Origin of the sequence: Azospirillum agricola, from assembly GCF_020005195.1 — a bacterium.
Lineage (GTDB): Bacteria > Pseudomonadota > Alphaproteobacteria > Azospirillales > Azospirillaceae > Azospirillum > Azospirillum agricola.
This window is the reverse complement of the sequence record NZ_JAIFZR010000006.1, coordinates 77,132-100,891: the sequence shown is the minus strand read 5'-3', so window position 1 is coordinate 100,891 and position 23,760 is coordinate 77,132. Positions and strand designations below refer to the sequence as shown.

At 66.8% G+C, this 23,760-nt stretch carries 17 protein-coding genes; 8 read left to right on the top strand and 9 right to left on the bottom strand.

Annotated elements, in window-relative coordinates:
* Positions 1–60: 60 nt before the first annotated feature.
* Positions 61–2,247: a heavy metal translocating P-type ATPase gene (locus tag JN22_RS29375; RefSeq protein ID WP_085557473.1), complete on the bottom strand. Its 2,187-nt coding sequence runs from the start codon at positions 2,245–2,247 to the stop codon at positions 61–63.
* 72 nt (positions 2,248–2,319) lie between these two features.
* Between JN22_RS29375 and JN22_RS29370 the strand changes: the two genes are divergently transcribed.
* The 4 genes from JN22_RS29370 to JN22_RS29355 all read left to right on the top strand — a co-directional run bounded on the left by JN22_RS29370 (position 2,320) and on the right by JN22_RS29355 (position 4,492).
* The gene (locus JN22_RS29370) at positions 2,320–2,742 is read left to right on the top strand and encodes a MerR family transcriptional regulator (RefSeq protein ID WP_085557472.1); all 423 of its coding nucleotides are present in this window, start codon (positions 2,320–2,322) and stop codon (positions 2,740–2,742) included.
* Between the two features lie 103 nt (positions 2,743–2,845).
* Complete coding sequence (lspA, locus tag JN22_RS29365) at positions 2,846–3,367, top strand: signal peptidase II (RefSeq protein WP_085557471.1); 522 nt, start codon at positions 2,846–2,848, stop codon at positions 3,365–3,367.
* Between the two features lie 14 nt (positions 3,368–3,381).
* The gene (locus tag JN22_RS29360; protein WP_179166294.1) at positions 3,382–3,846 is read left to right on the top strand and encodes a copper chaperone PCu(A)C; all 465 of its coding nucleotides are present in this window, start codon (positions 3,382–3,384) and stop codon (positions 3,844–3,846) included.
* Between the two features lie 10 nt (positions 3,847–3,856).
* On the top strand, positions 3,857–4,492 hold the full coding sequence (locus JN22_RS29355; protein ID WP_085557469.1) for an SCO family protein: 636 nt from the start codon (positions 3,857–3,859) through the stop codon (positions 4,490–4,492).
* A gap of 79 nt (positions 4,493–4,571) precedes the next feature.
* On the opposite strand, the gene JN22_RS29350 is transcribed toward JN22_RS29355, so the two are convergent.
* The 5 genes from JN22_RS29350 to JN22_RS29330 form a co-directional block, all read right to left on the bottom strand.
* Positions 4,572–5,684, bottom strand: coding sequence for a YncE family protein (locus JN22_RS29350; protein WP_143268733.1), 1,113 nt, complete (start codon positions 5,682–5,684; stop codon positions 4,572–4,574).
* A gap of 331 nt (positions 5,685–6,015) precedes the next feature.
* A complete protein-coding gene (locus tag JN22_RS29345; RefSeq protein ID WP_085557467.1) occupies positions 6,016–6,957 on the bottom strand; it encodes a recombinase family protein in 942 nt (313 codons plus the stop codon).
* A gap of 515 nt (positions 6,958–7,472) precedes the next feature.
* Complete coding sequence (locus JN22_RS29340; protein WP_179166293.1) at positions 7,473–8,786, bottom strand: TniQ family protein; 1,314 nt, start codon at positions 8,784–8,786, stop codon at positions 7,473–7,475.
* A gap of 95 nt (positions 8,787–8,881) precedes the next feature.
* Positions 8,882–9,754, bottom strand: coding sequence for a TniB family NTP-binding protein (locus JN22_RS29335; RefSeq protein WP_085557465.1), 873 nt, complete (start codon positions 9,752–9,754; stop codon positions 8,882–8,884).
* Positions 9,751–11,433, bottom strand: a complete 1,683-nt coding sequence (locus JN22_RS29330) for an integrase catalytic domain-containing protein (RefSeq protein ID WP_085557464.1) — start codon at positions 11,431–11,433, stop codon at positions 9,751–9,753. Before JN22_RS29330 ends, JN22_RS29335 begins: the two co-directional genes overlap by 4 nt.
* 233 nt (positions 11,434–11,666) lie before the next feature.
* On the opposite strand from JN22_RS29330, the gene JN22_RS29325 reads away from it, so the two are divergent.
* Positions 11,667–12,500, top strand: a complete 834-nt coding sequence (locus JN22_RS29325; RefSeq protein ID WP_179166292.1) for a hypothetical protein — start codon at positions 11,667–11,669, stop codon at positions 12,498–12,500.
* A gap of 260 nt (positions 12,501–12,760) precedes the next feature.
* Here the strand turns inward: JN22_RS29325 and JN22_RS29320 are convergent, their stop codons facing one another.
* Positions 12,761–14,992: an nSTAND3 domain-containing NTPase gene (locus JN22_RS29320; protein WP_085557463.1), complete on the bottom strand. Its 2,232-nt coding sequence runs from the start codon at positions 14,990–14,992 to the stop codon at positions 12,761–12,763.
* A gap of 13 nt (positions 14,993–15,005) precedes the next feature.
* Positions 15,006–15,542, bottom strand: a complete 537-nt coding sequence (locus JN22_RS29315; RefSeq protein ID WP_085557462.1) for a hypothetical protein — start codon at positions 15,540–15,542, stop codon at positions 15,006–15,008.
* Positions 15,543–16,215: 673 nt separating this feature from the next.
* On the opposite strand from JN22_RS29315, the gene JN22_RS29310 reads away from it, so the two are divergent.
* The 3 genes from JN22_RS29310 (at position 16,216) to JN22_RS29300 (ending at position 22,405) form a co-directional block, all read left to right on the top strand.
* A complete protein-coding gene (locus JN22_RS29310) occupies positions 16,216–20,340 on the top strand; it encodes an NACHT domain-containing protein (protein WP_179166291.1) in 4,125 nt (1,374 codons plus the stop codon).
* A 94-nt stretch (positions 20,341–20,434) separates the two neighbouring features.
* Positions 20,435–20,698: a hypothetical protein gene (locus tag JN22_RS29305; RefSeq protein WP_085557461.1), complete on the top strand. Its 264-nt coding sequence runs from the start codon at positions 20,435–20,437 to the stop codon at positions 20,696–20,698.
* Between the two features lie 537 nt (positions 20,699–21,235).
* A complete protein-coding gene (locus JN22_RS29300; RefSeq protein WP_143268729.1) occupies positions 21,236–22,405 on the top strand; it encodes a hypothetical protein in 1,170 nt (389 codons plus the stop codon).
* Between the two features lie 475 nt (positions 22,406–22,880).
* Here JN22_RS29300 and JN22_RS29295 read toward each other — a convergent pair whose 3' ends face one another.
* Positions 22,881–23,753 (bottom strand): hypothetical protein, encoded by an 873-nt coding sequence (locus JN22_RS29295; protein ID WP_085557459.1) that lies wholly within the window; start codon positions 23,751–23,753, stop codon positions 22,881–22,883.
* Between the last annotated feature and the right edge of the window lie 7 nt (positions 23,754–23,760).

The window sequence follows — 23,760 nt, the reverse complement described above, 5'->3', positions numbered from 1 at the left end:
GGCGCCGGCGGCGGGGCCGCGGTGCTGCTTCCGCCGCGCTGCAAGGTCCGCCACGGCGCGTCAGGACCGCAAGGAGAGCAGGCGCAATGCGTTGGCGGTGACCAGCACGGTTGCCCCGGTGTCGGCCAGGATGGCCGGCCACAGGCCGGTGACGCCGATGACCGTCGTTACCAGGAACACCGCCTTCAGCCCGAGCGCCAGCGTGATGTTCTGGCGGATGTTGGCCATCGTCCGCCGCGACAGGAGCACCATCGCCGCCACGTCGCCGACCCGGCCGTGCAGCACCGCGGCATCCGCCGTCTCCAGCGCCACGTCGGTGCCGCCGCCCATGGCGATGCCGACGTCGGCCGCCGCCAGGGCCGGCGCGTCGTTGATGCCGTCACCCACCTTGGCCACCCGCTCGCCGCGTGCCTGCAGTTCGCGCACGATGCGCTGCTTGTCCTCCGGCAGCAGCTCGGCTCGCGGCTCGATCCCGAGGTCGGCGGCGATCGCCTTGGCCGTGGCGGCGGTGTCGCCGGTCACCATCAGCGAGCGGATGCCGATCGCCCGCAGCGCCGCAAGGCCGCTCTTGGCGTCGTCGCGCGGCTCGTCGCGCATCGCCAGCAGCCCGGCCGCCACGCCGTCCTCCAGCAGCACCGACACGGTCTTGCCCTCGGCGTTCAGGACGGCGATCCGCTCCGCCTGGGCCGGCGTGAGCGCCACGCTCTCCCCCGCGGCCCGCGCCGAGGCGAGGACCAGCCGGTGCCCGTCGATCCGGCCGCTGACCCCCTGGCCCGGCAGGGCCACGGTCTCCGTGGCGGCCGGCGACGGCAAGCCGCGCTGCTGCGCGGCGGCAAGGATCGCCTTGGCCAGCGGGTGGCTCGACCCGGCCTCCAGGCCGGCGGCCAGCGTCAGCACGACCGCCTCCGGGCGCTCAAACGCCACGACGTCGGTGACCTTCGGCCTGCCCTCGGTCAGCGTCCCGGTCTTGTCGAAGGCCACGGTGGTGATGCCGCCCAGCGTCTCCAGCACCGCGCCGCCCTTCAGCAGCAGCCCGCGCCGCGCCCCGTTGGACAGACCGGCGGCGATGGCCGCCGGGGTGGAAATCACCAGCGCGCAGGGGCAGCCGATCAGCAGGATGGCCAGCCCCTTGTAGATCCAGTCGCCCCACTCCCCGCCGGCCACCAGGGGCGGAAGCACGGCGACCAGCGCCGCCACCACGACCACACCCGGCGTGTAGAAGCGGGAGAAGCGGTCGATGAAGCGCTCGGTCGGCGCCTTGCTCTCCTGCGCCTCCTCGACCAGACGCACCACGCGGGCGATGGTGTTGTCCCTGGCCGCAGCGGTGACCCGCACGCGCAGCACGCCGTCGCCGTTGATGGTGCCGGCGAACACCGCATCGCCCTCGCCCTTGCGCCTGGGCACGCTCTCGCCGGTGACGGGGGCTTCATCGAGGGCGCTCTCGCCGGACAGGATCACGCCGTCGGCCGCCACCCGGTCGCCGGGCCGCACCAGGATCACCATCCCGACCGCCAGGCTCGCCGCCGGGGCGCTCCGGGTCCGCGAGCCGACCTCGACCAGCGCCGTGTCCGGCATCAGCTTGGTCAAGCCCTGGATGCTGGCGCGCGCCCGGCCGGCGGCCACCCCTTCGAGCAACTCGCCGACCAGGAACAGGAAGACGACCATCGCCGCCTCCTCGGTGGCCCCGATGACCACGGCGCCGACGGCGGCGATCGTCATCAGCATCTCGATGGAAAAGGGCGTGCCGGTGCGGGCGGCGGCGAAGGCCCGGCGCGCGGTGGGCACGAGCCCGACCGCCATGGCCAGCAGGAAGGCCCAGCTCTCCGTGGCCGGAACAAGCTTGCCCAAGGCGTAGGCCGCCACCAGCGCCGCACCCGAGGCGATGGCGAGGCGCCCCTTGCCCGTGCTCCACCAAGCGCCGTCGCCGGCCCCGTGGCGGTGGTCGTGCCCATGATCATGCCCGTCCCCGGACCCGGCGCTCTGGGCGCGATCGGCCGTCCCGGCCTCGCTGCCGCTCACCCCGAAGCCGAGGGCGGAGAGCGGCTGGACGATGGCGTCGGGGGACAGCGAGGGCTCGTGGGTCACGGTCACGGTGCCGGCCGGTACCGACACGCCGACCCCGTGCACCCCGTGCACGCGCCCCAGCGCCGTTTCGATCTTCGCCGCGCACGACCCGCAGTCCATGCCGGTCACGCGGTAACGGGTGCGCTGGTGGTGCCGCTCGGCACCGGGATCGGGCGCGCTCATCGGAGGCTCCTTGTCTGCATCTCTCCGTGAGCCTAAATTCTCCAGCGACTGGAGGATCAAGAGGATTTTTCGATGACGACCCTGACCATCGGCGCGCTGTCGACGCAGACCGGGGTAAAGATCCCGACCATCCGCTACTACGAGAGCATCGGGCTGCTGCCCTCGCCGTCGCGGACCGGGAGCAACCGGCGCAGCTTCGACGAGGCGGCGGCCCGGCGGCTGCGCTTCATCCGCCACGCCCGCGAGCTCGGTTTCGAGACCGAGGCCATCCGCCAGCTGCTGACCCTGGCCGACGACCCCGCCCAGCCCTGCCACGAGGCCGATGCCCTGGCCCGCGCCCACCTCGCGGACATCGATTTCAAGATCGCCCGGCTCCAGGCGCTGCAGGCCGAGGTGCGCCAGATGGTCGAGCATTGCGCGCAGGGGCAGGTGCGGACCTGCCACGTCATCGAGGTTCTGGCCGACCACTCCCATTGCTTGAGCGACCGCCACTGATCCAGCCGCTTCCCACGGTCGATTCCCTCTTGATGCTCCAGTGGCTGGAGCATGTACGGTCCCCCGGCGCAGCCCCCTTCCCGGCGCGACGACGGAGACTGGAATGCCCCACCGCCTTGCCTTGCCCGGCCTGCGCGTGACGCTCGCCGCGGCGGCGTTCGCCCTGGCCGCCGACCAGTTGAGCAAATGGGCGATTCTCGCCCATGTCCTCAACCCGCCACGGACCATCCCGGTCACCCCCTTCTTCAACCTGACGCTCGGCTTCAACACCGGGATCAGCTTCGGCCTGCTCGGCGGCGACGGAGCGTTGGCCCCCCTCCTCCTGGCCGGGGTGGCGCTCGTGGTCGCCGCCGGGCTGATGCTGTGGGCGATCCGCCTGCCTGACCGGCCGCTGGCCGCCGCCGCCGGCGCCATCGCCGGCGGGGCGATCGGCAACGTGGTCGATCGCCTGCGCCAGGGGGCGGTGACCGACTTCCTCGACCTGCACGCCTTCGGGTGGCATTGGCCGACCTTCAACGTCGCCGACGTGCTGATCGTCGGCGGTGCCGCCGCCATCGCCCTGCGCTCGCCCCGCGAGCGGGACAGCCGTCCGGCGCTGCGCGTCGGCGGCGACTCTTCGACCTGACCAGGATGGACAAGATGACGACGTTGCGTTCCCTGCCGGGGCTTGTGCTCCTCGGCCTTGCCGCCGCCTCCCCCGCCCTGGCGGAGCCGGTCCGGTCCGGCGCGATCACCGTCGAGCGGGCGTGGGCGCGCGCGACCACGCCGGGCGCCAAGACCGGAGCGGCCTATCTGGTCATCCGCAACGACGCCGCGCAACCGGAGCGCATCCTGTCCTTGGCCGCACCGGTCGCCGGGCACGTCATGGCCCATGAGACCAGACGGCAGGGCGACGTCCTCACCATGCAGGAGGTTCCGGCGCCGGCGGTTCCGGCCGGCGGCGCGCTCAGGATGGAACCCGGGGGCATGCACGTGATGCTGATGGAGTTGAAGGGCGGCCTGAAGCCCGGTCAGAAATTTCCGCTCACGGTGACCTTCGAGAGGAGCGGCGCGGTCCAGGTGCCGGTGACGGTGGGCGGGCCGGGTGCGATGGGGCCGGAATGAGGAGGCCGCGATGATCACGCCCAAGCAGCTGCGCCGCGGCCTGTGGGCGATCACCGGGCTGGCGGTCCTGGTGTTCGTCCTCGCCCTGCAGCGCATTCCCGCCGACGGGACAGCGACCTCCGGCTCCTCGCTCCCGGCCGCCCCTCCGCTTGCCGACGCGGCGGATTGGTCCCTGACCGACCAGCGGGCGGCGTCCTTCACCGCGGCCGACCTCGTCGGCGCGCCGAGCCTGCTGGTGTTCGGCTTCACCCACTGTCCGGACGTGTGCCCGACCTCGCTGTCCTACGTCGCCGACCTCCTGAAACGCCTCGGCCCGCAGGGAGACGCGCTGCGCCCGGTCTTCCTGACCGTCGATCCGGAACGCGACAGCGTGGCAGTCATGGGCGAGTACGTCGCGCTGTTCGATCCCCGCATCCGGGGCGTGACCGGCTCCCCGAACGAGGTGTCCAAAGCTCTGAAGGATCTCGGGGCCTTTTCCCGCAAGGTTCCGCGCGACGGTGGCGACTACAGCATGGACCACACCGCCACCATGCTCCTGCTCGACGCCACCGGCCGCCTCCAGAGCACGCTCGACCTCCATGAAAGCCCGGTGACGGCGGTCGCCAAGGTTCGCCGGGTGCTCGGCCACGCTGCTCAGCCCATCTGAGGGCGGGCCGCACTGCGTGCGGCGTGCGGTGAAAGTTCGTTCGGGGATTGACGGGCTGGAGGCGACCGACGCCCGCTCTTCAATGGCAGTCGCTGTAGCCGACCGCCGGAACGACCATCGCCGCGCCGCGCACCGACGTGTCGATGAGGGAAAGGACGGAAGTGCGAAGCAGGTCGAGAACCGCCAGTTGGCCGCTGTCGGCGAGCGTCACGTAGTATTTCAGACCGGTGGCGGCGAGGGCGCCGGCCTCCGGCACGCCCGGCAGCGGCAGAATTCCGAGCGATCGCCGGTCGCGCAGGTCGACGGCCTGGACGGAGCGCGCCGTCCGGCTCATGCCGATCGACACGGTCTGGAAGACTCCCAAGCCGATGCCGGTGACCGGCGCGGCCATGGCAAGACGGCGGCTTTCCTTGAGGGTCCAGGTCGAGACGACCGAGACGGCCCGGCCACCGGCAACCGGAACCAGCATGAACTGGCTGTCGGCGCTGGGCAGCGCAGACCCCAGCGGGGCTGGCAGGACGAGGCGCGCGGACCGCGCCAGGGTCTTCAGATCGAAGATCGACACCAAGCCCTGGTCGCCTTGCAACGCGAAAAGGTAGGAGCGTCCAGGGTCGGTGGCGAGCTGGGTGATCGCCCCTTTTCCGGCCTCCACGGCCAGTTCGGTGAGGACCCGCCCGGCTTGCGTGTCGATCACCGCGATCCTGTGGCCGTATGCGACGAGAAGCCGGTTGCTGCTGTCGAACAGGATGGAGCGCAGGCCTGGCAGTCCTGGGATCGTAACCGTTGCCGCCCCCAAGGACCGGATGATCTCCACGCTGCCGGCCGACGGATCACCGACCGCCAGTAGGGTCCCGGTGCGGTCGATCTGCAGCATGACCGGGACGACCGAGGTCGCCAGTTCGCGATCCAACGTGCCGGACGAGGTTTCGATGACGGACAGCTTACGCCCAACGCCGTCGCTGACGACGAGCTTGGCGCCACGCTCGAGGACCACCGTCTGCCGGGCCGGACCGGGCAGCGGGATGCGCATCACAACGGTGTCGCTGACGCTGTCGACGACGGCGATGACCGGCTCCGATGCGGACGCCACGAAGAGGAAGCTCGAGGGATCCGGCGTTCCCGCGACGGCCGAAGGCGCCAGGAGGAGCGGGCCGAAAGCCGCAACGGCAATGGATCGCAGAGTGTACCCCACGGCATGCCCCCGCTTTGGGAAGCCGACATACTACGGTGTGGCCCGCTGGCGACAAAATGCTCAGACGAAGTGGGGGCGAGTGGCACCACAACGGATGTCTTGTACGAGGTTCGATCAGCTGCGGACACTGTTGGCGAATTCCGGAGAGGCGATCCGGAGGCTTCCGAATCGGCGGAGCGCTCCGCTCTAAACAGCGTTCCTAACCCGGTTCCGAGCGCCTTCAGACCCTGCCTGTGAATCGGCGTGGGGTTCTGACGCCGATCGGCACGGGAGCGCGTTGATAGCAATGAAAGTTAAGGAGACTCAGGCGCGAGCTGTTTCACATTCATGCTCAAGGATCCTTCGGTCCCTTGCTGCCCCTCTGACGGTTGGAACTGGCCTTACCGGTAGGAGTGACGAGCCCGGTTCGCTCAGCCCGATCCAGGAGTGCCTTGACCGAGGAGGCCGACCACGTCGTGCCGCCGCGCGGCGTGCGGATACGCATGTCCTCCAGGCGCGCGGCGATGGCCCGCAGGCTGATCTCGGGATCGGCTCCCTTGATGCCGGCGATGACCAGCAGGATGTCGTCCTTGGGCGGCTTGCGCGGTGCCGGCTCGATCAGGGCCGACTCAGCCAGTCCCTCCGCAACGAGGCGGCGCACCGCCCGCGACAGACGATCCGCCGTCCAAGGCCGATCGGGCGAGCCCAGCCGCCCGAGGGTCTTGGCCACCTTGCCCCAGGAATTGGCCGGGCGCAGCGCCCGCACCTTGGGCAGCCACGCCGCCATGCTGGCCAACAGGTCCGCCATGTACTGCCGGTCGCGGATGGCGGAGAGCTGGGCGATCGCCTCCGGATCGCGCCGCTTGAGCGCCGGGTTGCCGCCCACCCGGCCGCGGGCCTTGGCGGCCCGCAGGCCAGCCTTTGTCCGCTCGCGGATCAGGGCGCGTTCCAACTCGGCGGCGGCACCGAGCACTTGGAGGGCGAACTTCCCCTGTGGCGTCGAGGTGTCGATCGGATCGCGCAGCGACTTGAAGTGGGCACCGACGGCCTCCAGCCCCTCGATCACCTCCAGCAGATGGGAAAGCGAACGGGCCAGACGGTCGATGCGGGCCACCACCAGGACGTCGCCACGCTGCGCGCGGGCGACGGCCTTGGCCAGTTCCGGCCGTGCCCGGCTGGCGCCCGAGGCCTTCTCCTCGAAGATCACCGCGCAACCGGCGGCCTTCAACTCGTCGAGCTGGCTGAAGGTCGCCTGATCCTCGGTGGACACACGGGCGTAGCCGATCAGGGCCATGCGGAAGCTCCAGGGCGGAGGGGAAAACGCCCTTTGTACATTTTGATTAGCTCTGAGGAAATGATCGTTTGGCCGCCTGTACAGACAGTTTGAACAGGCTGGAGCCCACGCCGGCATCGCCGGCCGGTGGGGCAAGGCTGTTGCCAGGATCAGCGAAAAGCTCCGGTCACCGTGATCGCGCGCCCTTCGACCAGAGTGCGACAAGATGCCAACCCCGGCCCCAGGACGGTGGCTTGTCGGCCGTTCAGCCGGCAAAGACGGTCGGACTTTTTGCATGAACCGGCTGGCAGAATGGGGCATCGCGACTCTCAACACCCTCGAATCCGACGTTTTGCATAAACTTCCCGGCGACGATACACGGCCTGCCGCTGTCGTCCGCCGGGCCGCCAAGCCGCCGGCAGCCAAAGCGGGTCAGAATGACCATGATCTATAGGAAGTTAAGTCCGGTTTTTGTATCATTTCATCGATTTTGCCGGCGCAATCGCACTGCCCAAGTGCCAGGGCGTCGCTTTCGCTCAATGGTCAAGGTTGGTCATGGTGTGGATGTCAAAGCTCCAAAGCGGGACAGAGTTGGTGCGGCTCCAACCGGCCCGCTCGAAGTCGGTATAGTTGGAATAATGAACTTCGGCTTCGAGCCGCTTCACCCCGCGGCGTGCAGCCAGGCGAACGCAGCCTTCCAGGAGAACAGGGAGAAAGTCCGCCTCGACCATGGGCTCGACAAAGATCTCCACGAGCCGCCCGGTCCACACCGTCCCCACACCGACAACGCGACCGCCCTCCATTCCCACGGCCAGCGGCTGTTTGGCTCCAAGAATGCTTCGCCACCGGAACGCAGCGAGATCCTGCAACAGCTCGTAGTGGTCGGGCCCTTTTCCCAAACGGGGCTCCGCGTCCAAAAGGGCCAGCAAGTTACGACAGAATTGTCGAAGCGCCGGAACGTCGGCGCCGATGGCCGGTCGGACGCACGGAACGAAGGCGCCGAGGCGGTTGGACGGTGACAGAAGAAGCAACGGCTTTCGCGGACTTGGCGTGTTCCCTGTCGTTCCCTCGCCAAACCCTCTCTGGTGCAGCCGCTGAAGCAGCAAGGCCCTCAGGCGATCACGGCAGATCGCGTTCACCCGCGGTCGGATAGTGTCCCAAACCACGGCACTCCCGGTCGGTTCGGCTGGCGCGTTCATTGGCTGGGGAACCTGCTCGCGCGGAGAAACCTCCAAGGCGCTTATGTCGGCGTCGAGCGCGGACAGCACGCGCGCGGTAGAGGCAACCGCCTGCTCCAGCCCGATCTCGCCCGGTAACTCCGTAATGGCCTCGATGAGGGCTTGCGCGAGGACCGCTTGCGGCGATGCTTGATCCATCCGTTCGTGCCGCAGATCAGAGCGGCACGTCACGCAACACCACAGCGGCCGCCGGAGCCGCCCACCGAGCACGGACAGCGGGGACTGGCACTTCGGACAGCACGGATTGAGCCAAACCCGATGCTCTGTGCAGACCCGGAACAGAGTCCCCCGCCATTGCCAGCGGAGATAGGGGATGGCATCCGCCGCCCAGCAGCGTGGACAAAAGCGCGGACTGCGCAGCGCTCCCGTCCACATCGAGGAAACGGTCGGGGAAAAGCGCTGCGCCTGCTCAAACCGCGTAGCCGGGATTCCGGTGCGCCGTTCGAGGCGCTCGAAGAAGTGGGGCGGAACGTCCGCATCGAGATCGGCCGTGTGGCGGCCGAGGATCCCCCGAAAGCCGAGAAGGAGGGAAGACGGCCCGATCGCGCTGGCCCAAGCGTAACGGCTGAGCCAGCTGCTGAGGAGTTCACCGTCGATGGGAGACGGGTCCATCGCCCAGGATTCACTTCCCTGGTCCGGTCGGCCTTGCCCCAATGGCTCGCAGGCGTAAACCTCACCGTGCCCGACACTCGGCAAGCGGTCCGCCATCAGGAGAGCCCACGCAGCTCGTCGGGTCCGAACCGCTTCGAGGGCGGCTCCAGCTTGAGAGAGTCGAAGAGAGCCAGAGTGATCTGCTCCTCACCCGTGCGCACCGCGGCCACGGCCGCTGCGGCGACGTTCTGCACGATGTCGCCGATCAACCCCTCGGCCACCAGGAAGATCCGCTTGGCCAGGGCTTCGTCAGTGAGTTCGGATTTTCGGCGCAACGGCAGGGTTCGCACCAGGCTGTTCAGCAAGCGTGCGTAATCGGCGTCGTACTGCCACCGCGGCAGGGACCGATTGGTCAACCGCGTGCGCAATTCGCCATCGTTGTGAATGGTCTCCGCCAGCGACCGGTCGCCGATCAGCACCGGCGACATGTCCCAGCGGTGACCCATGACCCGGAGCAGCGTGTGGAACTCCTTGGCGGCGCTGCCCCGGAATCCATGGTGCGCATCGTCGAAGATGAAGACGCGTGGTTCATATTCATCGAGCAAAGCATCCAACTGGTGGCGCCGCCCCTCGATCGTCCGCTGCGTCGGATCGGGCACCCGCCCCATGGCCCGGATCATGCCGGTCAGGAACTCCTGCCGTGTGGCCTCGGTCGGCAGCTGGTAGTAGTGCGACGGACGAACCTGGACGGTTTCCATGCTGAGGAACTTGTCGGCGACCATCGTCTTGCCGTTGCGGAACGGTCCACACACGACCACCCCGGTCGTTCGGGTGGATTTCGGGCGCTCCCGCACCTGGGTCAGCGCGTCGAGAGCCCGGATCGCCGCAGGGTAGCCGATCCATCGGTTCGCTTCGATCGCGGCGCAGCGCTCGACGGTTCCCAGTGTCTCCAACTGCCGGCGTGCTTCATCGCTGAGATGGTCGGTCATGCGCTCCCCCAGGGTTCCACATCGAAACAGTCCTCGACCGCGGGCAAGCGGCCCAGCCCATCGCCCGACGTTTTGAGGCGGTTGAGCGCCATTTCCGCTTCGTGCGGCTTGGGAGCCTCACCGGCGACGCGTGCAGCCAAGGCCCCGCTGGCAGCCTTTCGGCTGACACGCGGCTTTCGCCCGGCTCCCGCCGCCGGCGTCAGGGCCGCATCGACCATCTCGCGCGACTTTCCCCGCTCCATCCAGCTGGTTTCCGCTTCGGCCCGCTCCCGCTCATTCTGCGCCTCCAACTCCCAAGCCGTCAGGGGAGTGAGCACACCGTCAGCCCGTGGGACCGCAACCCACGACTCCCAGGACGGATGCCGAACGTAGATATGGCTGACGTCGTTGCGGTTGACCTTGATGCGAAGTGCATCCCGGCCACGGTTGGCGTAAAGCCCGGCCAGCCTGGGATCGTCCGCATTCCAGTAGGTGAGACCGAAGGCCGGGATCCCCTTGCTCGACAAGCGGCCCGCGTGTTCCGGCAGGAAGGCGAGTTGCACCGCCTCCCAGTCGACGACCAGGAGGTGCTCGGGAATCCGCGGAGCGTGCTTGGCCCATTCGAGGTCGGGGCGCTTCCGTGTCTTCTCATCCATCTCCCCGTTGCAGATGCGGAACGCCGTGATGGCGACGGCCTTCTCGATCTGTTCATAGGTGAGGCACGCGCGCTCCTCGGCCGGATACTCGCCCCGGTCGGCGGTGGAGTGGCCGGTCCGACCACGGCCCTTGCGGAGTTGCTGATTGATCGAGCCTTGCAGGCGCTCGACAACCCCGCGGATGTGCGGCTCGCCGTGCCGAGGCTCCACCGTGATGCGCAGATCCTCCAGGCTTTTGTTGTCCTGCAAGGACTTGTACCAAGCCGCCCGGTCCGAAATAATTCGCTCGGGCCGGCCAAAGACATCCGTGGCCTCGATGCCGAATTTCTGGAAATAAGCCCGTTTCGGCCGGATGGCGTGCTGGATGCACAGCCCGATCGCCTCCCGGTTGGCTGAGCGCGGCCACAGCCAGAAGCCCAGGATCATGTGGGTGAGCACGTCGACCAGTACGATGACCCAAAGCCGCTTGAGGAGATTGCCGGCATCGTCGACGGCGAGGACGTCGATCTCCGTCTCGTCGATCTGGCAGATCTGGAGCGGATGGTCGGGTACCAGCGAGCCACCACGCCTCCGGTGCTTCCGCACCGCGGTTTGATCGCCGCGCCGCCGTGCAACGTCCTCCGCCGTCCAGTGCTTCCAGAGCCGGCTCTTCACCGTGTTGAACGAGACCGGCTTCAGACCGGCCTGCTCCAGACGGCCGTTGATGATGATGACGGCCTCGTTCAGCGAACACCCCTCAAGGGTCAGATACTTTTCGTCGAGGATTGCTTTGACGATTCCTTCGGTCTCTGGCGGCAACCTCGGGCCACGGCCGGAATCGTCCCGCAGCAGGTCCCGGACCAAGCGGCGTTCGCCGTATCTGCGCAGGTAACTGCGGATCGTTTGGGGCGTCCGCCTCAGCCGGGCGGCAAGATCATCAATGGCGGCGGCACGCGCCTCGCTGTGCGGCGGGAAGGAATCAAGGATACGGTCAAGGTGCGTGGCAAGGCGTTCGGCCTCGGACCAGCGCGGATGGCCCGGTGGGTCGTCGGCTCCCCGTCCCATCCCATCGGCCCTCCCGCGAAAGCGTTCGGCTGCAAGAAAATTGTGAGCCGCAACAATCGCATGGATGCCCTTGATTCGTCGCTACGACCTTGGTGAGAACACGAGAAAATTTTCAGGAGAAAGCGACAGCCTTCCTCGAAGGACTGCGCCTGCGCATACCGGACACTCCGGCGCAGCACGAACGGGGCGCCGACCTCGATGCGCTCTCTCACGCCCTCCACCTCTACGGTCTGATGCTTGCCGCCGCCGACCGCCGACCCGAGCGCGACCTCGATGCCGGCACGGATGCTCCCGAGCACCGGCGCCTCGCCGAGGACGCGCTGTGGGCGCTGACGCAGCTCAGCCCCGGCGCCCGCCTGCCGGCGCTGGCGCGGGCGATGCGGGCGCGGATTCTTGACGACCGCCCGCGCGGCGCCGTGCGCGCTGCCTTGCCGGCGGCACTGCAGGCCACTGGCGTGACCCGCACCCTGCTGCCCATCCTCGCCGGCGCCGACACCCTGCGCCCGGACAGCCCGACGGACGCGGACGGCTGGGTTCTGGCCTTCGCCTCCAGTCTGGAGCGCGAGGCCGCGGACGGCCTCGCCATCCTGCGCCGGCTCGAACACGCCTGGCGCGGCGCCCGCGCCGCCATCGGACCACGCCGTTCCAACAGCCGCCTGCCCGCCGCCGTCGATCTGCTCGCCGCCACGCCGCTGCTCGGCCCGACCCGGCTGGCGGCTCTGCTCGGCTGCAGCGTCCGCGGCGCCGGGCTGATGATGGAGGAGCTGGTGGCCTGCGGGGCGGCGGTGGAGGTGACTGGCCGCGGTTCGCACCGCCTCTATGGGCTGCCCGGCACCGAGGGCATCCGCGGCGAGACCGCCGGACCGCGCCGCCACGGACACCGGCGGGGACGGCCGCCGAAGGTGATCGTGCCGGAGCCGCTGGCCGCGACCGAGCCGCCCCGGCCACTTCCGCCAGTGCCCGCCCGCCTTGAGCGCTTGGAGGTGGATTACACAGCGCTCGACGCCTTGCTCGCCGACACCAACCGGATCGTCGAGCGCGTCCAGGCGATTCTGAAGAAACGGTAGCGTGGGAGGATTCCATCAGGCCACGCGCCAGTTGGATCGAAGCGGCGGGATGGCCATAGACGATCATCTCTTGCCGCCGCTGGGAGGATCGTTACGAAGGCCGCAATGGACGCGACTGATCCGATGATATTGAAAAACCGGGGAACTCATCGCGAACCGATCGGTCGGCATTCCGCCCAATCTCTTTCTTTGCTCGCGCATAACCTCGGCACCAGAAACCGCTGTTCAAGCCATGCTGCCACAGCTTCTACGCGCTGACCTTAATCATCGACGTCATCGAAGATCGTGCTGCTATCCTCAGCAACCGACGTTGCGGAGATGCTCGCCGCCGTTGTCACCTGAGCTGACCAAGAGGAAGGTTCTGAAGAGGGCGCATCCTCCTCAAGCGTGCTGATATAGGCGTTGATTTCGAGATAGAAGGTGTCGAGCGGCTCCGGACGCCCATCCGGGAAGAAATAGGGTTCAGCCTTTTCGATACTCTCCTTGAACTCCTCATAAAGGCTGAGTTCGTTGCTCGTGTAGAAGCTGCAGCTCAGCTTGTTCAGCAGTTTCTCGAAATCATTCAGCCATTCTTCGCGGAAGCGCGTGGCGAGGTCGTTAAACTCCTCATCGGTGAAGATCTGGCGATAGATGTTGTTCGCAAACACCTTGCTCTGCATGTAAGTGATCGCGTCATCGTCCATGTGTTCGACAATCCGCCTTCGGGCCGCTTCGGGCAAGAAGCCGTAAGAGTTGAGGGCCGCCAGGAGCAACAGGCTGCCCGGCGACAGGTCGTCGGTGTTCGTCGTTGCGGCCCATTCGAGAACGTCTGGCCGCGCAGCGACGATCTTGCCGAGAAAGCCGCTACCCGCGCGGGCGCCCAGGAATGACTTGAAACTCTCGTCGAGCGAACGATCCTGAAACCGCCCTAACAGTACCGGAAACAGCGAGGCCGGGACGCGGACACGAGCGTGCTGAGCGGTCAGCGGTGCGCATACGACCTCGCTGATAAGCCGATCGACCTTGGCGCCATGCACATAGAGCTCGATCAGCTCAGGGGAGCGGGCAATGATCTCAGCAAACGCATCATTTACGGTCGGGTGCCGAAACACCCAATGGTCACCGTCTTCAGCAGCAAGGCGCCGCGTAAGGCTGTCATTCATATGCTCGATCGCTTTGGCGACGGCGGCTGGCTGTACGCCCAACAGCCGCGTGACCATGTCGAGCGCCGGGTGCTGCCCGATCGGCGACGGCACGCCGTTTTCCAAATTGAGAAAAATCAGCGCGACGGCCCCGAGCGACGGCGTATCAAGCTGTTCGAGCACTTCGGTCAGGAACTCGACCGGCTGTTCGACAAGTTCCTTCAACCGGTCCGCGCTGAGTTTCAGCTTGCTGGTGAACAGCGGATCACCGAGCCGCCGCGCGGTCTCGGGCAGAAATGCTTTGTTGGCGGCGACAGCGGGCAGAAACGGCTTTAGCCGCTGGCGCATCGCCTGAGGATGAACCCGGCGGACATGGTTGTAGAGCATCTGCGCGCGTTCATTCTCGCTCAGCTCTTGGACATTGACGACGACTTGGCTCTCCTTGAACAAAGGGAACGCACTTAACTTGAGATGGGGCCGGGCCGCCTCCCAGATATAATTGCGGGACGTGAAAATGATGCGGGCGCCCCCCTCGATCGCCGCACGCAGCGTGCCGAGTTCGGCATTCCACCGGCTCATTCGGTCGACATCGAAGTGATTAGGCCCGAAGGCATCGTCGACCCACAGCAACTGCTTTTCGCCAGGATGCCATAAGTGCAGCTGATCGGGCGCGTTGATCTTCACGGCGCCGGTGCAGCCGTCGTCGAGTGCGCCCAACGCCAGGATCGCCGCAATCGTCGATTTGCCAGAGGCCGGATCACCAAGCAGGATGACAAAGCGATGCTCTTGGAGCGCCTTGACCGCATCCCGGTAGGCGTCGGTCGGCACGAAGCAGCTGAGATCGGATCCCATATTGTCGAGGATCGCCTTGGCCTGCTTGTAAGCATGGTCGGTGATGATGTGGGAAAGGTCGCCGATCCCGTAGATCCGGGGTACCAGCATACGCAGGCGCACACTCTCTTCAAGTTGCTGCTCGATCCACGAACCGCCAAACACCAAGCATCGCTTTACGCCCATGGCCTCGAACGCGGCGCAAATCTCCCTGTCTGCCTCACCGGAGACGCCGGCATTGGTAAGGATCACATAATCCTCGGCAAGCCCGTTCTTGGCGAGTTGCTCCGCCTTCGGCAGTTCGTTCTTTAGGTTGGCCAACGTCAGGTTGGCGCCAGGCTTCCCCATGAACTTGCACTGGAGCGTCGACTTGACCGGCTGACCGTCATCCCCAGTCCATGTCCCAAGAAACGCTCCGTCCCGGCCACCATCGTTTGACCCCAGGAAGGTCTGCACCGGGCGTTTCAGGATCTCGGCTGCGACCGCCGTGGCGAGATCCTGAAAAGCCTTCCAGCCCAATTTGGTCAGGTCAAAGGTCATCTTACTGTTTCGCCTATGCGGCCGCCCCGCCTTTTTCGCCGAGCTCCCAGAGCGCGTCGATGCCGTTTAGGTAGTTCACCACCCGCCAGTCTTCATCGTCGATGATGCCTCCACCCGTATAGGGCGTGCCCTCCTCCAATACTTCGGTGCGGCGAAACCAGCCCGTGTGACAAGTCCAGCTGTCGCCGCAGGCATCCTCGGAGATTGCCTGGATCTGCGCGAGATGATCGTTGTCCCGGTCCTGCAGCGGCCCCGCCATGGCGGCGAAGAGGATCGTCAGTACGCCCTTGCGCTCGCCGATGAACACGATTGGCCAGAGGAGCCCGGCCAAGTGCAGCCGTTCGGCTACGCGTATCACGCGCGTGTCGTGATCCTCATCCCAGATGATCGCGAAGTCGTGGATGCGGCCATTCTTGAGGGAGGCGCCACCGATATCGCGCCACTGCACCGAGCGGAACACCGAATGGTGGACCCCGCGCCCGAGCCGGCCAATCGGTGCGGGCTCGTCGTAAAGGCACGAAAAAATATGGGAATAGAAAGTGGTCGTCATGGGCTTGCTCCTTGCCGAGGATCATCGCGGCTCCCGCCGCTGCGCCCAGGCTTTCGACCCACGCGCACCTTGAAGATCGCACAAAAAGTTCAGGGAATGAAACGAAAGCTGGGCTTTGCCACGTGTATGATGGCTCCGCCGGCTGAAGACCTCGCAGCCGGTTCTGACAACACTGGATCCTAATGACCCTGCTGAGCGGAAGTTGGCTCGTCTCACGTTAGGTCATCAACGAGGGTTGCGCCGGGTAGGCTGGCGCCGAGCCTCAGACAAAAGAGGCGAGACAAACCGCTCCTTGCTCATCTGCCTTGTCCGTGACTATGGCCGGGACAACGGCTTAGAAGGGCTACGAGCGAAGATCCTGCCGAAGAACTGCAGAAAGCGTCCGCGTCCAACCCAACCGGCCGGCCGCTGACCAGATCGGGCAGCAGACTGTCCAGGGAATAGAGATGCAGGCTGCGGACGTCTGCGGTATCCAGCATGAAATCGTCCAGTTCGGCAATGATCGGACGAAAGTTAGCGTGGCCTTGACCATTTACGCAACCGTGGAGAGCTGGACATCACGAACCCGCGCGCCGCACGGAATGCTCCGACGCCGGGATTGACCGGGACGAGTCGAACACCCGAAACTATGACCATAACGCCCCCCTTCCGGCTATTCAGATCGCCATTTTCCATGCCGACCTTCGTCCGACGTTCACCGACGCAATGTCCTGTCCTCGTGACGCGCCGCCTCCGGCAGGTTCTGCCCGCATCCGAAGACGGCCAGCCGCGCGAAGGGGTGTTCGCGGACTTCCTGGACAATCGCCTCGTCGTGTTGCTGGGCGAGCCGGGGCTCGGCAAGACCACCGAGCTCAACCGGGCCGCGACGGTTGAAGCGGATGCGGAGGTGATGCCGGTCGGCCGCTTCCTCAGCCGGCCGGCATCGGCGATGCAGGGCCGCACACTGTACCTGGACGGTCTTGACGAGCACCGGGCGCGCACCGGCGGCGGGCGCAGCGTGATGGACCACATCCTCGGCAAGCTGGAGGAACTTGGCAGCCCGAAGGTCCGGCTGTCCTGTCGCACCGCCGACTGGTACGGCGGCAGCGATACCCGCATGCTGTCGCAGCTCGGCAGGGAGCCGGTGGTCCTGGAGCTGCTGCCGCTCAGGTTCGAGGATGCCGTCGTCATCGCGGCCGCGCGGCTGGACGACGCCGGGGCCAGGGCCTTCATCGCCGGAGCCAGGGCGCGCAACCTGGACCCCTGGCTGCTCAATCCCGAACTGCTCGGCCTGTTGTTGGAGGCCCATGTCGGTGACGGCGGCTGGCCCGCCACCCGCACCGCCCTGTTCGAAAGCGCCCGAGCCCAGCTGCTGACGGAACTGAACGACGAGCATGCCGAGGTGGTGGGCGATTCCGTGTCCGACCCGGCGCTGTCCGCGGCGGCCGATTGGCTTTCCGCCGTGGCGCTGCTCGCCAACCGGACGGGCTTCGCGCTCCACCCCAACCAAGCCGATGCAGAGTTCACCGCGATCCACTCCCTTGGCAGTGATGTCCCGGCCCTGTCCGCCGCAGCGCGGCGACGACCGTTCTCGCCGGTCGAGGGCCGGCGGGTGGTGCCGCGCCACCGCATGATCGCCGAGTATATGGCCGCACGCCACCTGCGCGACCGGATGCGGGCGGCGGGCCTGCCGCTCGGCCGCGTGCTGGCGCTGATCACTGGCTGGGACGGCGGCACCCTGTCGGACCTGCGCGGCGTGTATGCCTGGCTGGTTGCCCTGATGCCTGAGCATGCCGAGCAGCTTCTCAGCCGCGATCCACTTGGGGCCGTCCTGTACGGCGACGCCGCGTCCTGGAGGGTGGAGGCCAAGCACTCGGCATTTCGCCATCTGAGGACGCTGGCGGATCAGGACCCGTGGTTCCGGGCGCAGGAGCGGACGCCGGGCTGGTCGGGCATGGGTGCGCCCTTCGGCGGCTTGTCCTGCCCAGAGCTCGTGCCGGATTTCCGCGATGCACTTTGCGAGACGGGCAAACCGCATCTGCTCGCGACCGTGTTGGACATCGTCGAGAATGGGCCGCCGCGGCCGGAACTCGGGGATGATCTGCTTGCCGTCGCACGCAACGACGGCGTCAGCGATGCCTTCCGTTCTCACGCGATTGACGCGTTCTCCCGCGCCTGTCCGGATCGTCAGGACGATCTGCAAGCCCTACTGGACGCGGTGCATGACGGTACCGTGGCGGATCGGCGGCAGGACCTCCGGGCCTCCCTGCTGCGGCGCCTGTATCCGGGGCTGCTCACACCGGATCAGCTTGTCGGATACCTGACGGGAAGGCGTGCACATGATTATGTCGGGCACTACAGCATGGACCTGCGCCGCGGCATCGTCCGGCGAACGCCACGGGACCAGCTGGTACCCCTGGCCGACGCACTGGCCTCGCGCGGCGCTCCGCGCGACAGGCGCGCGCAATTCGATCATTCTGGGCTGGTGATTGGACTTCTGGAGCGCATCCTTCGCGAAGTGCCGGAAGACGCCACCCCGGAGCGCCTGTACCACTGGCTTGCCGCCGGGCTGGACGATCGGCATCAGACTATTCGGCCACCCGATGCCAAACGGCTACAAGCACATCTCGCCGAACCCGCCATGATTCGGGCGATGTTCCGGACGTGGCTGTCGGAGACACACGACAATTACTGGCGCGGTTACTGGGGCTTTCAGGAGCGCATCCTCAACACGCCACTTCCTCCTGGTTTTTCCTTTGATCTGGTGTCCTGGGCAAGGGAGGCAAGCGGGCCGGAAGGGGCCACGTTCCTGCTCGACTTGGCCGTTCGTACGGCCGGTGGTCGCGTCGGCGATGGTTGTGAGGTGACGCTCGACGAGTTGTCGGCGCTTCCCGACGAACGGCCGGACCTAGAACCGGCACTCGCCGCGGCCCTTACGACGCGTGTGCATGAGCGGCATTCCGAGCATATCGCGCTCTCCCGCCGCTTACGCGACGCCCAGCAGCTTCATCAAGCCGAGGGCGCTGCTGAACTGGCCCCGCATCTCGAGGAAATCCGGAGCGGAGCCGCTTTCGATACGCTCGACTGGGCTGCGGGGTTCGGGTCACTCACTAAGCCGGAAGGCGAAAAGCTGAACGCCTTCCGCACGCGCATCGCCGAAGATGTCGGAGATGAGGCAGCCATTGCGATCATGGCCGGCTTCCGGAACATTGTGCTCCGTGACGATCTGCCGAGCCCGAACAAACTTGCCGACACGACCGTGACGGATCGCCGTCACTTCGCAGTGCTCCCGCTCCTGGTCGGCATGGAGATTTTGGCGACAGAGGGAAAGGAAGCCGTTCTGGGTCTGCCGGATCGCACCTTGGAAGCGGCGTTATGCGGTTCCGTGATCGAGGATCAGTACTCCGAACCGTGGATTCAATGGATTCTGGCCGAGCGCGCCGAGTTGGCCTCGCGAAGCCTGGCGGCGTTCTGGCGCATCTGTCTCGAGCGGAGCTTGCAGTGTCCGCCGGGGTTGTTCGGCCTGAAGGGGCAGGAGCCCCTTGGACATGTCGCCGGCGGCATGGCGGTGGCCTTGCTGCGGGACTATCCGAAAGCTCCGGTCCGGGCGGTGGACGGCTTGCTGAACGCAGCCCTGTGGCATGGCGACCGCGAAGCCCTGCTGGACCTCGCCGTTCACCGGCTTGCCGGCGATGATGCGGATGACGAGCGGCTCCTGCTGTGGAGCGCCCTGGCCTTCCATCTCGCACCGGACCGCTTCGCCGCCGATTTCGAAGACCGGCTGTCCCGGTGGGCGGACATGAGCTGGGACGTCATCGCCCCTGTCCTGCTATTGGCCCTGGGTAGCCGCGCCGAGGGGTGGAGCTTTTCCACCCAGCAGGCCATGGTGCTGATCCGGTCGCTGGCCCCACGTTTCGACGACGTTGCGTACAGCGTCGAGAACGGGCGCCGGGTTCGCGGGGAGTCCGAGTTCGCACGCCTCATCCGCGCCTGCATCGACCATCTCGCCGCCGACCCCTCAACGGACGCGGCCGACTTCCTTGCCGCTTGGCGCGACGATCCCCAGCGTGCCTCCTGGCATGACACCTTCGCCCATGCCGCGGCACGACAGGTGCGGGTTCGTCGCGAAGCATTGTTTCAACATGCCGACGTGGAACAGCTGGTGGCGGCGCTCGACGGCGGGCCGCCGGCCAACGCCGCGGATTTGCAGGCGCTCGTCGTCCAGCATCTGGAGGACATCGCCGAGGAAATCCGCACCGGCTCCGGCGACGGCTGGAAGACCTTCTGGAACACTGAGGTGGAGAAGCACGTCAGACCCAAGGTGGAGAACATCTGCCGCAACGCCCTGCTTGGCCTGTTGACCCCCCGCCTCATCCGCCACGGCGCGGTGGCGAAGCCGGAGGGCTATTACGCCGGGAGCAGGCGCGCCGACATCGACGTGACCGCCGGCACCCTCGTGTTACCCGTCGAGATCAAACTGCAGATGCACGATGCGCTGTGGACGGCGGCGGAAGGGCAGTTGCAGCGGCTCTACACGGCCGATCCGCTGGCGGGCGGACGTGGCGTGTATCTTGTGTTCTGGTTCGGCCCGACGGTTGACCTCACGTCCCCACGCGACGGCTCGCCGCCCCCGGCATCGGCGGGGGATCTGAAGACGGCGCTCGTGAATCGGCTGACGGGCAGTGCGCGCGAACTGCTGTCGGTGGTGGTGATCGACGCAGGGCCGCCGGACCCTACTCTTCAGCACCAGCAGGTCCGAAGGCGGCGTAAGGCGATCCTTCGGGTACCTCGCGCATCATCTCCGACAGCTCGGACCTGACCTGTTAGGCGAGGCTCTCTGTCCAAAGTCCAGCCGACGACCAACGCCACCTCTACTCGGTCAAGCCGATGCCCGCAGCCTTATTCACAAGGTCGTGGGACAGAGCGCCTTCCACTGCTTCCATGTCGATTCCGACAGCTTTCGCGCCAGCTTGGCCCTCCTGGTCGGCTGCAGCGTCCGCGGCGCCGGGCGGATGCTGGCGGATCTGGTAGCCTGCGGCGTCGCCGTCGAGGTGATCGGCAGCGTCGGCCACCGCCTGTACGGCCTGCCGGGTACCGAAGGCATCCGTGGCGAAACCGCCGGATCGCACCCCTTGGGCGGGAACTTCGTTCCCCTGTTCAAGAATACTCTGTTCTAAGATTCCGGAGAGCCGGAACCCCGCACCAATCCTGGACGGAGACGGGGTGTCGGGGTGAAAAGTACGGGGGTACGGGGTTACCGGGGGCCTTGGACGGGGCGCGCCGACACATGATGCCGATGCGGAAGCCCGATGCAGCGGGTCTTCCACCTAAGTCTTTGGAACAACGAAAATTCCGGGATGCCAATGCATTGCAAACGCTGGTGCCTTCGCAGTTGATGCAACAGTTCCACGTTGCCATCGGAGCGGCAACCGTTGATCCCACTCTGCTTTCCGCGGCGGAGCATATCCAGTACGAGGGCTTCTGCGCCGAGGGGAGACCAACGGTGTCAGTATCGCCTTGGCCATCCGGGCCGCACAGGCGTGTGCCCACCAGGGATGGGTTACACCACTTCCGGAAACGCTACTATTCCAAGAGCCCATCAACGCCCAGCATCCGCCCTTGACGCCAGGGGAGCAATAGAATCCAATCTTCTTCTACTTTGAAGAGAACCTATGCCGCTGCAGCTTCCCCGAGCGGCGCGCCGAGAGAAGCCGATGGAAACCACCAAGTCTGAACTTGCCAACGACCTTTACTCAAGGCTGAAGCAGCCGCGGAAAGCACCGAAGGTCGCATCCATCGGGCGCTGGAAGGACCAGGCGTTCTCTGAAGGCTGGCTTGACGCCGTCGACGTCGAGGATCTGCTCGCCGACTTTGACGACAGGCTCTGGCGGGTGGACAACCGGGCGGTCGCCGCCCTCTTCCGAGTCCCACTCACCACCCTGTTCCACCGCCCTCGGAGCCGCTCGTCCTCGGTGTCCGGCCAGGGCACATACCTCCTGCCGGACCTGATCGCCCTGCTGGCCGGGTTCGAGCGGCTCGGCTTCGACGTCGACCCGGCCCCGTGGGCCGAGGGGCACCGCCTGTCGCTGGCGTCGAAGGACAGGCTGACCGGGACGGAGCTGACGGTGTGGTGGTACGCGCAGTGCCGCCACAAGGCCGAACCGGTGGAGATCTGGCCAGACGACCAGCCGCACCGGATCTGGTCGCTCCGCGAGGAGCAGCTGGTCACGCCTGCGGGCTACCGCGCGACGGCGCGCTTGGACGCCGAGGGCAAGGCCCACGCTCTCTCCGTCGCGGCACCCAAGCACAGGCGCCGGAAGGATCCGGTGGAGACGGTCTGCGCGGACTGTGGGCACACTTGGTGGAGGGGCGACCCGGAGTCGAGCCGCATGCACCGCCGCGTCCACAAGAAGGAGACGGCGATCCGGGCCCCCGCTCCCGACGCCCGGCTGCTGGCCGCTCTCGACGGCGAGGCCCGCCCCGAGGAGGTGCTGCCGGACTCGCCGCAGTGGAAGCACGACCTTGTGTACGAACGCGCCGTGCGGTTCCGGCGGGAGTTCGGCTACGACTTCGTCCAATGGTCCCGCACCAAGCGCGACGACAAGGCGGTGGCTTACGTCTTCGCCGACGACACCGGAGCGTTCGGCCGCGGCGCCCCGGTGGGGGCGTGCGCCTTCCGGTTACGGGGGCACGTCTGGACCCTCGACTGGGTCTGGGTGATCCCAACCGCGAGGCGTAAGGGCGTCCTCCGGCGGCGATGGCCGGGCTTCCGGGAGAAATTTGGCGAGTTCGCCCTGGAGTACCCGACCTCCGACGCCATGGAGGCATTCGCCGCGCGGCATGCGCCCTGGCTGACGGCCGAGGCTTCGACGGCGGAAGGGTGACGTTCGGCACGCAAGCGAAGGACGGAAACATGATCCCCCAGGTGCTCAGTTACGCGTTGGCGGAAAGGTGCGACGCCCTCATGGACGCGTGCCTCCCAGCCGTCCGGCGGGAGGCGTCGCCCGAGATGTCCCTGGCCACCACGTTCGCCCTGACCATGGCGATGCCCCTGATCGTTATCCCGCTCGAGTGGCTGTCCGACGACGGGGAGGAGGACTCGATGCGTGCCGAGAGGCCCGGGCGTTTCGTCGAGGAGTTCCGGCGCGGGATGCACGGCAGGTTCGGCGACGCCCCGTTCAGGGGCGACGGTGTATGGTATGCCGCGGAGCACGAGGGGCCTCCGAAAGCCCCCTCACATTGGGGATCGACCCTCCGCAGCCCGGTGGCCTCGGAGCGCAACAGGGAGAGGGCGGACGCCAGTGAAGCCCGGCACGTGATGTGGGGGATCCGACACGCCCTGAGCCATGGCTGCGTCGCCTACCTGGATGACGACTGCAACGGCCCGATGGCCCGCAGCACTTCGACAACACGGTTGGCATCACCGAAGCTGTGCCGCTCCATGATCGTCTCGATCTCGGCGAAGGTCGTCACATCGATCTCAATAATCGTCCGCTCGACCCCACCGTTCGTTTGCCAAGTCGTCACCGTCACCCCGTCGCGCCAGACTTCGACCCCGATGTTGTTGTAGAAGCAGCCGCCATCATAGTCGGGCGCGCCGTGCTCGCTGCCTGGAACATCCTCGGGGTCGTAATTCGTAATCCAATCTTCATCGAAATCGCGGACAATGGCGCACAGCGCCTCGTAGTCACCGCGCAAAATGGCTTGGGCGCCGGTCACGTCGTTGGTAAGCCAGATGGTCCGTTCGTGGTCCGCGCCAAGCGACAACTGGCAGTCGAAGGCGTTCTTGCCCTCATGCTCGATGTCGAGGGAGATCGCATCGACCACGTCACCGAACGCGTCGTAGTACAGGCCATCTTCGTCACGCTCAGTGTCGCTTTCACGGACTCCTTCGACCGCCCGGGCCAGCGCCTTGAGAATCCCCTCATCATGGGTCTCGGGCTCTAAACATCCCGGGATCGCAGTCACGGCCGCGTGGGTCACGAGCGTGCCATACTCCGGCGCGGCGCCCGTCAACCGCATCAGCGTTGCTGCGGCGGCCGCGTCGTTGATCCGGCAGACCAGCGGGCTCCTCGTGGTGCCGTTCAAGGCAGCGCGCAGGCTCCCAGCCGTGTCGAAGCCGAGCCCTTCCGCGACAACTGCTGACGCCTGGGCGGCAAGGACATCGGGCAGGAGGATCTGGACAGAGGTCTCGAGAGCGTCGAGGTCGGTTGGGGTAAGGGACAGCTTCACGGTCGGC